7 protein-coding genes are annotated in these 7,181 nt (G+C 40.7%); all 7 read left to right on the top strand.

Annotation, left to right across the window (positions count from 1 at the left end):
- Positions 1 to 143 precede the first annotated feature (143 nt).
- Positions 144 to 434, top strand: a complete 291-nt coding sequence (locus tag AB5Z52_RS15235; RefSeq protein ID WP_003126427.1) for a hypothetical protein — start codon at positions 144 to 146, stop codon at positions 432 to 434.
- A gap of 14 nt (positions 435 to 448) precedes the next feature.
- Positions 449 to 1,474 carry a signal peptide peptidase SppA gene (gene sppA, locus AB5Z52_RS15230; RefSeq protein ID WP_003126428.1) on the top strand — a complete coding sequence of 342 codons (1,026 nt, stop codon included), beginning with the start codon at positions 449 to 451 and terminating at the stop codon, positions 1,472 to 1,474.
- 2 nt (positions 1,475 to 1,476) lie between these two features.
- Positions 1,477 to 2,262 (top strand): RDD family protein, encoded by a 786-nt coding sequence (locus AB5Z52_RS15225; RefSeq protein WP_124019008.1) that lies wholly within the window; start codon positions 1,477 to 1,479, stop codon positions 2,260 to 2,262.
- Positions 2,263 to 2,411: 149 nt separating this feature from the next.
- Positions 2,412 to 3,356 (top strand): hypothetical protein, encoded by a 945-nt coding sequence (locus tag AB5Z52_RS15220; RefSeq protein ID WP_003126430.1) that lies wholly within the window; start codon positions 2,412 to 2,414, stop codon positions 3,354 to 3,356.
- A gap of 141 nt (positions 3,357 to 3,497) precedes the next feature.
- On the top strand, positions 3,498 to 4,781 hold the full coding sequence (gene tig, locus AB5Z52_RS15215) for a trigger factor (protein WP_003126431.1): 1,284 nt from the start codon (positions 3,498 to 3,500) through the stop codon (positions 4,779 to 4,781).
- A gap of 288 nt (positions 4,782 to 5,069) precedes the next feature.
- Positions 5,070 to 6,314 (top strand): ATP-dependent Clp protease ATP-binding subunit ClpX, encoded by a 1,245-nt coding sequence (gene clpX, locus AB5Z52_RS15210; RefSeq protein ID WP_005471356.1) that lies wholly within the window; start codon positions 5,070 to 5,072, stop codon positions 6,312 to 6,314.
- An 81-nt stretch (positions 6,315 to 6,395) separates the two neighbouring features.
- Positions 6,396 to 6,983, top strand: a complete 588-nt coding sequence (yihA, locus tag AB5Z52_RS15205; RefSeq protein WP_003126435.1) for a ribosome biogenesis GTP-binding protein YihA/YsxC — start codon at positions 6,396 to 6,398, stop codon at positions 6,981 to 6,983.
- Positions 6,984 to 7,181 lie beyond the last annotated feature (198 nt).

Here is a 7,181-nt window from a genome sequence, read left to right as displayed (position 1 = left end):
AAAAGGATATTTTGCCATACAAATAACGACCCCCAAAAGTTAGATTTTTTGGTCTAACTTTTGGGGGTCGCTTCAATTGTCCTTTTTGACTATCCTTTTTTTTTTAATTTCGATACAATGACAGAAGAAAGTGAGGGATGAAGATGTCAGAAACTGTACAATGTATGACGTTTTCCGAGTTAAAGGAAATAGTGGAAAGATTAGAGAAACAAGAAAATGTCAATGATGATACAAAAATCATGTTAGACACTGGTTGGGACAGCCTGCAGGAAATTCTTCCGGGTGCAATCTCTGTTCAAGAAGCACAAGCGTTTCGAGTGCAAGATGAATTAACTAAAGAATATTTCGGCGGCTACGCATTGAAAGAAAAAAGCGAAAAATTCGATGCAAGTGGACTAGTTGAAGCGGTAATTGTGATTGAGAACCGCTATTAAAAAGGAGTGGAAAAATGAATAAGAGAAGATGGGTGGCTGTTGCGATTGCAATTGGATTGTTTGTGTGCTCAGGTGTTTTTGCTTTGATGGCTCCGCCAGCAAATGAAGAGTCGTCACTGGACGGATTGAATGCTCTTTTATACGGAAGCAATGAATTGGAGGAACATCAAATAGCGGCTGGAGATAGCAATAACCGCATCCTTCGCTTGACTTTGGAAGGGACGATTGCGAATACTTCAGGTGGTGGATTGTTCTCAACAGAAGGATATGATCATCAATTATTTCTGGAAGAATTACGTGCCGCGCAAGAGGACCCAACGATCAAAGGGATTCTATTTGAAGTGAATTCGCCTGGGGGCGGAGTTTACGAAAGTGCAGAGATTGCTCGTGAAATGAAAAAGATCAAAGAAATTGGAATTCCTGTCTATGTTAGTATGAAGAACACCGCAGCTAGCGGTGGTTATTATGTCTCAGCGGGTGCGGACAAAATCTTTGCCACAGATGAAACCGTGACAGGTTCTATCGGAGTTATTATGTCTGGATTGAATTATTCAGGTTTATTGGATAAATTAGGGATCGAAGATAGCACCTATAAAAGTGGTGCCTTGAAAGATATGGGTTCCTCTACAAGAGCCGCTACCGATGAGGACAAGAAAGTTCTGCAAACTTACGTGGATAATGCATACGGACGCTTTGTTTCCATTGTAGCTGAAGGACGAGGCATGTCAGAAGAAGCTGTTAGAAAAATTGCTGACGGACGGATTTATGATGGTCAACAAGCTGTGGAGAACGGGTTAGTTGACGAAATTGGGTTTCCTGAGGACGCCTTCGCTGCATTAGAAGCAGATCAAGGGTTAGAGGATGCGGAAATTTTTGAATATGGTGTCGGTTCCACAGGGTTCGCTTCTACATGGCTGGGTTCAAAGCTGGCAGAGTTTCAAGGGCTGAAGGCATCTGAGTCTAGTCGTCTTTTGCAAGTAGTAGAAAGCCTGGGTACGATGGATGCGCCGAAACCTCTTTATTATTATGGAGGTGAATAACTATGCCTGAAAAAGAAACGAAAGAGCCACGAATCAAACAACAACCTGTTGAACAAGGAGCAGAAAACGTAACTCTGGAAAATCTAGAGTCGACCTCTGGAATCTCTACAGAGCAGGCGAATCAAGAAGCACAACTAGCTGTGGATACCCCAAATCAAGAGGCCGCTGTGACGAATCATCCAGATGATTTCTATCAACAAGTATTGGGCTCGTTTAAGAGAAAAGAATTTAGCGAGGAAGAGATTGATCAGCGACAAAAAGAATGGCAACGGTATGAGGGGATAGAAGACAAACAGAAAGAACGCAGACGAGTGAATGATTTTCCAGATTACTTTTTTGCTGGGTTTTGGATTCGGCTATTTGCTTATCTCGTAGATGTACTTTGTATCGGAGCTATTACAGGAATTACTCTGGATACGATCTATCACTTAGGTGGTTGGTCAAGTAGCGGGCATCCTTTTGGACTCTACCAGTTACTCTCGTTGGCCATCTACTTAGGCTATTTTGTTTTATTAACAAAGTTCAATCAGGGACAAACGGTAGGTAAGATGATTTTCGGTATTCGGGTCGTGTCATTTACAGAAGCTGATTTGAGTTGGAAAACAGTTCTGACAAGAGAACTGTGTATGCGCTACGTTTTGCAATTCAATCCTTTCTTTTATTGCGGTTATTTGCCAGTGATTTTTACTAAAGAAAAGCAGCATGCCGGAGATTATTTTTCTGAGACCAGTGTGTTTACTATCAATTTGATTAAAGCATTCAATAAACAGGCAAATGCCAATATGTAACAAGAATAGACAATAGCGTAATGAGCGGTCAGTCTCTATTTGAGGCAAACGAAGACTGACCCGTTGAAAAGCGGTCTTGCTACCAGAAGATTGCACCATACAAGCGGAAGTGCGATTGCAGATCGATTACAGATAAAGGAGAATGAGATATGGGAGACACGATCCAGTTTCCAAAACCTGAAGACCGCCTGCGTCATTCAGCAGAAAAAGCATATCAGGCAAAAGATTATCTGAAGGCTTACCATGATTACCAGGAAATTTATACTGAGCATTCTTCTTTTGAGATCAATCAGTCTCTCGTTAAGTGCTTACAGCAACTGGCTGATTTTGCAAAAGCGTTGGAAGTGGCAGATGATTTCTTGGATGAATACCTACAAGATCCAAATGGTTTTGTTCAAATTGGTCATTTGTTGATTCTTGATGGTCAATACTTGCAAGCGAGAAAATGGATAAGACTCGCAGAGGAATTTTCGGTGATCTCTGAAGCGGCAAGCGAAAATTTAGTGAAAGAATTGGATAAAGTAGAAGAAGTTCAACAAATACTTGGTTTGGAAGATTTTTTAGGAAAAAAACAGTCATTGCTTGCAATGGACAGCAGCAACCAACCAGTTAGCGGGCACACATGGCACGTTTTTTCCCAAGGACTCACAAAGGATCAGTTTGTATCGTTGATGACGGAGCTGCTTCCTCAGTTAACGAATCCTTTTTTGTTACCAAAACTAGTAGAAGAACTTGTCCGTTTAGGAAGTTCACAGCAGTTTGAATTGATAGACTACATGGGGGATCAACGGCAGATCATTCCCAATCAGTTATCTTTATTGAGGGAAGTGCCAGTTTTCAGCCAAATGCGACAAGCTGTGAATGAACGAATCGGGCAAGAAAATCCAACCTTAGCAGAAGGCATTTTAGAAGAGTTGAATGATCATTTTGCTTTAAGCTATCCGTTCTTGCCAGAAACCCAAGAGATTGATCGCTGGGTACAAAGCTATATCGATGAGTATCAAGATCTTTTTGCAAAAAGCGAACCACAAGCGATCGACGAGGAGATCCAACGTAAGAAAACAAGATTACGAAAGATTTTGGGTTCTTTCTAATTCTGAAAGCAGATCACTCAAGAAAAAAACGAGAAGTTTCTAGGTAAAATGTTTACAATTAAAGAACGTTAGTGTACTATTTAAAGGTATGCATGAAACTATTTCATATGTAAAATATAATTGTTATTCGGAGGGAAATAAATGACTGCAAAATGGGAAAAAACAGGCACCAATGATGGTGTATTGACATTTTCGATCGAGCAAGCTGAAATCCAAAAAGGCTTGACGACTGCATTTAATAAAGTGAAAGGCAACTTAAACGTACCTGGCTTCCGTAAAGGAAAAGTATCTCGCCAAGTATTTAACCGTATGTACGGAGAAGAAGCATTGTATGAAGATGCATTGAATGCTGTCTTGCCAGAAGCTTATGAAGCAGCAGTTAAAGAAGCTGGTATTGATCCAGTATCACAACCAAAAATCGATGTTGACAGCATGGAAAAAGGTCAAGACTGGGTGATCAAAGCAGAAGTGACTGTGAAACCAGAAGTTAAACTTGGTGATTACAAAGAGTTGACTGTTGAAAAACAAGATCGTGAAGTAACAGAAGAAGACGTAGATGCTCGCATCAAACGTGAACAAGAAGCACAAGCTGAGTTAGTCATCAAAGAAGACGAAGCTGCTGAAAATGGCGATACAGTCGTTATCGACTTTGAAGGTTTCTTAGGTGAAGAAACATTTGAAGGCGGCAAAGGCGAAAACTATTCATTAGAATTGGGTTCTAACTCTTTCATCCCAGGTTTTGAAGATCAATTAGTAGGAGTGAAAGCTGGCGAAAGCAAAGAAGTCAACGTCACTTTCCCTGAAGATTATCAAGCAGAAGATCTAGCAGGTAAAGATGCGGTCTTTAAAGTAACAGTTCACGAAGTCAAAGCAAAAGAATTGCCTGAATTAGATGATGAATTTGCCAAAGATGTTGATGATAGCGTTGAAACACTTGCTGAACTAAAAGAAAAATACCGCAAAGAATTGACAGAAACAAAAGAAAAAGCTGCTGAAGATGCAAAAGATGAAGCAGCGATTCGCCAAGCAGTTGAAAACGCAGAAATCGTTGAATTACCACATTCAATGGTCCATGACGAAGTTCACCGCTCAATGGATGAGTTCTTGAACAACATGCAACGTCAAGGAATTTCACCAGAAATGTACTATCAATTGACTGGTTCAACGGAAGCTGACTTGCATCAACAATTTGAAGGCGAAGCAGAAACTCGTGTGAAAACTAACCTTGTGATTGAAGCAATCGCAAAAGCAGAAGGTTTGGAAGCAACTGAAGAAGACATCGAAAAAGAAATTCAAGAGCTTTCAGAAGCTTACAACATGCCTGTTGATCAAATCAAACGCGTCTTGACAGAAGATATGTTGAAACATGACATCACAATGAAGAAAGCCGTTGAAATCGTAACTGGTACGGCGAAAGAAGCTTAATTTTCATCAAAAGAGCGGCAAACGTCTTTTCCGATGTTTGCCCTTTTTGATTGATCAAAAAGCAATGGTGTGTATATTTCATACGATCGTTTTTTGCTTACTTTGCCTTTTTGAGCAGGAGGATCTTGACTTATTTTGCGGACGTGGTCAATTGCTAAGAAAACGTAACGGCCATGAGAAATAGCTTTTTCTTTCAAATGAGTTATGATAAGATGATTAAAGACTGTAAAGATAGTAAAACCAATTCCACTCCTTTACAGGTTAGAAATTTATCAAGGGGTGAACAGTATGTACGACAACACAAATGGAAATGACGCTGTTCGTTGTTCTTTTTGCGGGAAGACGCAAGAGGAAGTAAAGAAGATCGTTGCCGGTCCTGGTGTATACATATGTAATGAATGTATCGACTTGTGCAAGGAGATCATTGACGAAGAGTTCTACGAAGAAGCCATTCGTGAATTTACCGAGGTACCTAAACCACAAGAATTGCTGCATATATTAAATGATTACGTCATCGGACAAGATCGTGCGAAAAAGACACTTGCTGTAGCGGTTTACAATCATTACAAACGAGTGAACGTTGAGCCGACCGCAGAAGACGTTGAGTTGCAAAAAAGCAATATTTGTCTAATTGGACCAACTGGCTCTGGGAAAACGTTCCTTGCTCAAACATTGGCCCGTTCATTGAATGTGCCATTTGCTATCGCCGATGCCACCAGCTTGACGGAAGCTGGATATGTCGGAGAAGATGTAGAAAATATTTTGCTGAAACTTCTGCAAGCAGCGGACTATAACGTTGAAATGGCAGAAAAGGGCATCATTTATATTGATGAAATCGACAAAATCGCTCGTAAAAGCGAAAATGTTTCGATCACGCGAGATGTATCGGGTGAAGGGGTGCAACAAGCGTTGCTGAAGATCTTGGAAGGGACACAAGCAAGTGTACCGCCTCAAGGTGGACGGAAGCATCCTCATCAAGAAATGATTCAAATCGATACGACGAATATTTTATTCATCGTTGGTGGTGCATTTGACGGGATTGATACCATCGTTAAAAACCGGATGGGTGAAAAAACGATCGGTTTTGGAACGAACAACAAACGGTTCTCAGAAGATGAAAGCATCATGCAACATATCATTCCTGAAGACTTGTTGAAATTCGGCTTGATCCCAGAATTTATTGGCCGTTTGCCGGTTATGGCAGCTTTAGACAAATTGACGACCGATGACTTGGTCCGTATTTTGACGGAGCCGAAAAATGCGCTAGTCAAACAATACCAAAAACTGTTAGCATTAGACGATACTGAGCTTGAGTTTGAACCAGCTGCTCTACGCGCGATTGCGGATAAAGCGATCGAACGCAATACGGGTGCTCGTGGTTTACGTTCGATTATCGAAAATATCATGATGGACGTGATGTTCAATGTTCCTTCTGATGAGTCGATTGAAAAAGTCATTATTACCGAAGATGCAGCCAAAGAAATCGGTGAACCGACAATCATTTATAATGAAGAAACAAAAAAAGCAGTTTAATTTTAGTAAGTCGGATAGTTTGATGACTATCCGACTTTCTTTCTGAAAGCATATGAGATTTTATTAGAAGGGAGCGAGCAGATGAAAGTACATGATGCAGAAATTGTGATCAGTGCTGTTTCACCGGCACAATATCCGGATACGCATTTACCGGAAATCGCGTTAGCGGGTCGTTCCAATGTTGGGAAGTCTTCCTTTATCAATACATTGATTAATCGAAAAAATTTAGCGCGAACGTCTTCGAAACCTGGTAAGACCCAAACATTGAATTTTTACTTGATTGAAAACACCTTGCATTTTGTGGATGTGCCAGGATATGGCTATGCAAAAGTTTCAAAAACGGAGCGGGCAAAGTGGGGGAAGATGATCGAGACGTATCTTGCAGAGAGACAGCAGCTGCGGGCAGTCGTCTCTCTAGTGGATCTGCGCCATGCGCCTTCTCAGGAAGATATTCAAATGTATCAGTTTTTGAAATATTATGAGATCCCAGTAATCGTGGTGGCCACGAAAGCAGACAAGATTCCTCGCGGGAAATGGAACAAGCATGAAAGTGTGATCAAAAAAGCGCTGGAATTCGATCCAGCAGACACCTTTATTCTTTTTTCTTCCATCACTAAACAGGGGAAAGAAGAAGCTTGGCAAGCGATAGAAGCGGCCATCAAGCAATAATAGATAAGAGGTAAGATGCATGGGGCAATCTCTCAGGACTAGAAAATAAACGGAGAAAGTTTGCTCCGGAACATCTTTTATCGGAAAAATTCTGTGCAAACAAAAAACATCAATTAAGATGTTTCAGACTGTAGACAAAGTCCATTTTATGGATGATGTCTACAGTCTTTTCTTTTATAATAGATTTATGAAAACGAA

It is taken from the genome of Enterococcus sp. RTP21361st1_A6_RTP21361_211029 (assembly GCF_040910045.1).
In the GTDB taxonomy this organism is placed as follows: Bacteria; Bacillota; Bacilli; order Lactobacillales; family Enterococcaceae; genus Enterococcus_D; species Enterococcus_D gallinarum.
The sequence above is the reverse complement of the archived record's forward strand: the minus strand, read 5'-3'. Positions and strand labels throughout refer to the sequence as shown.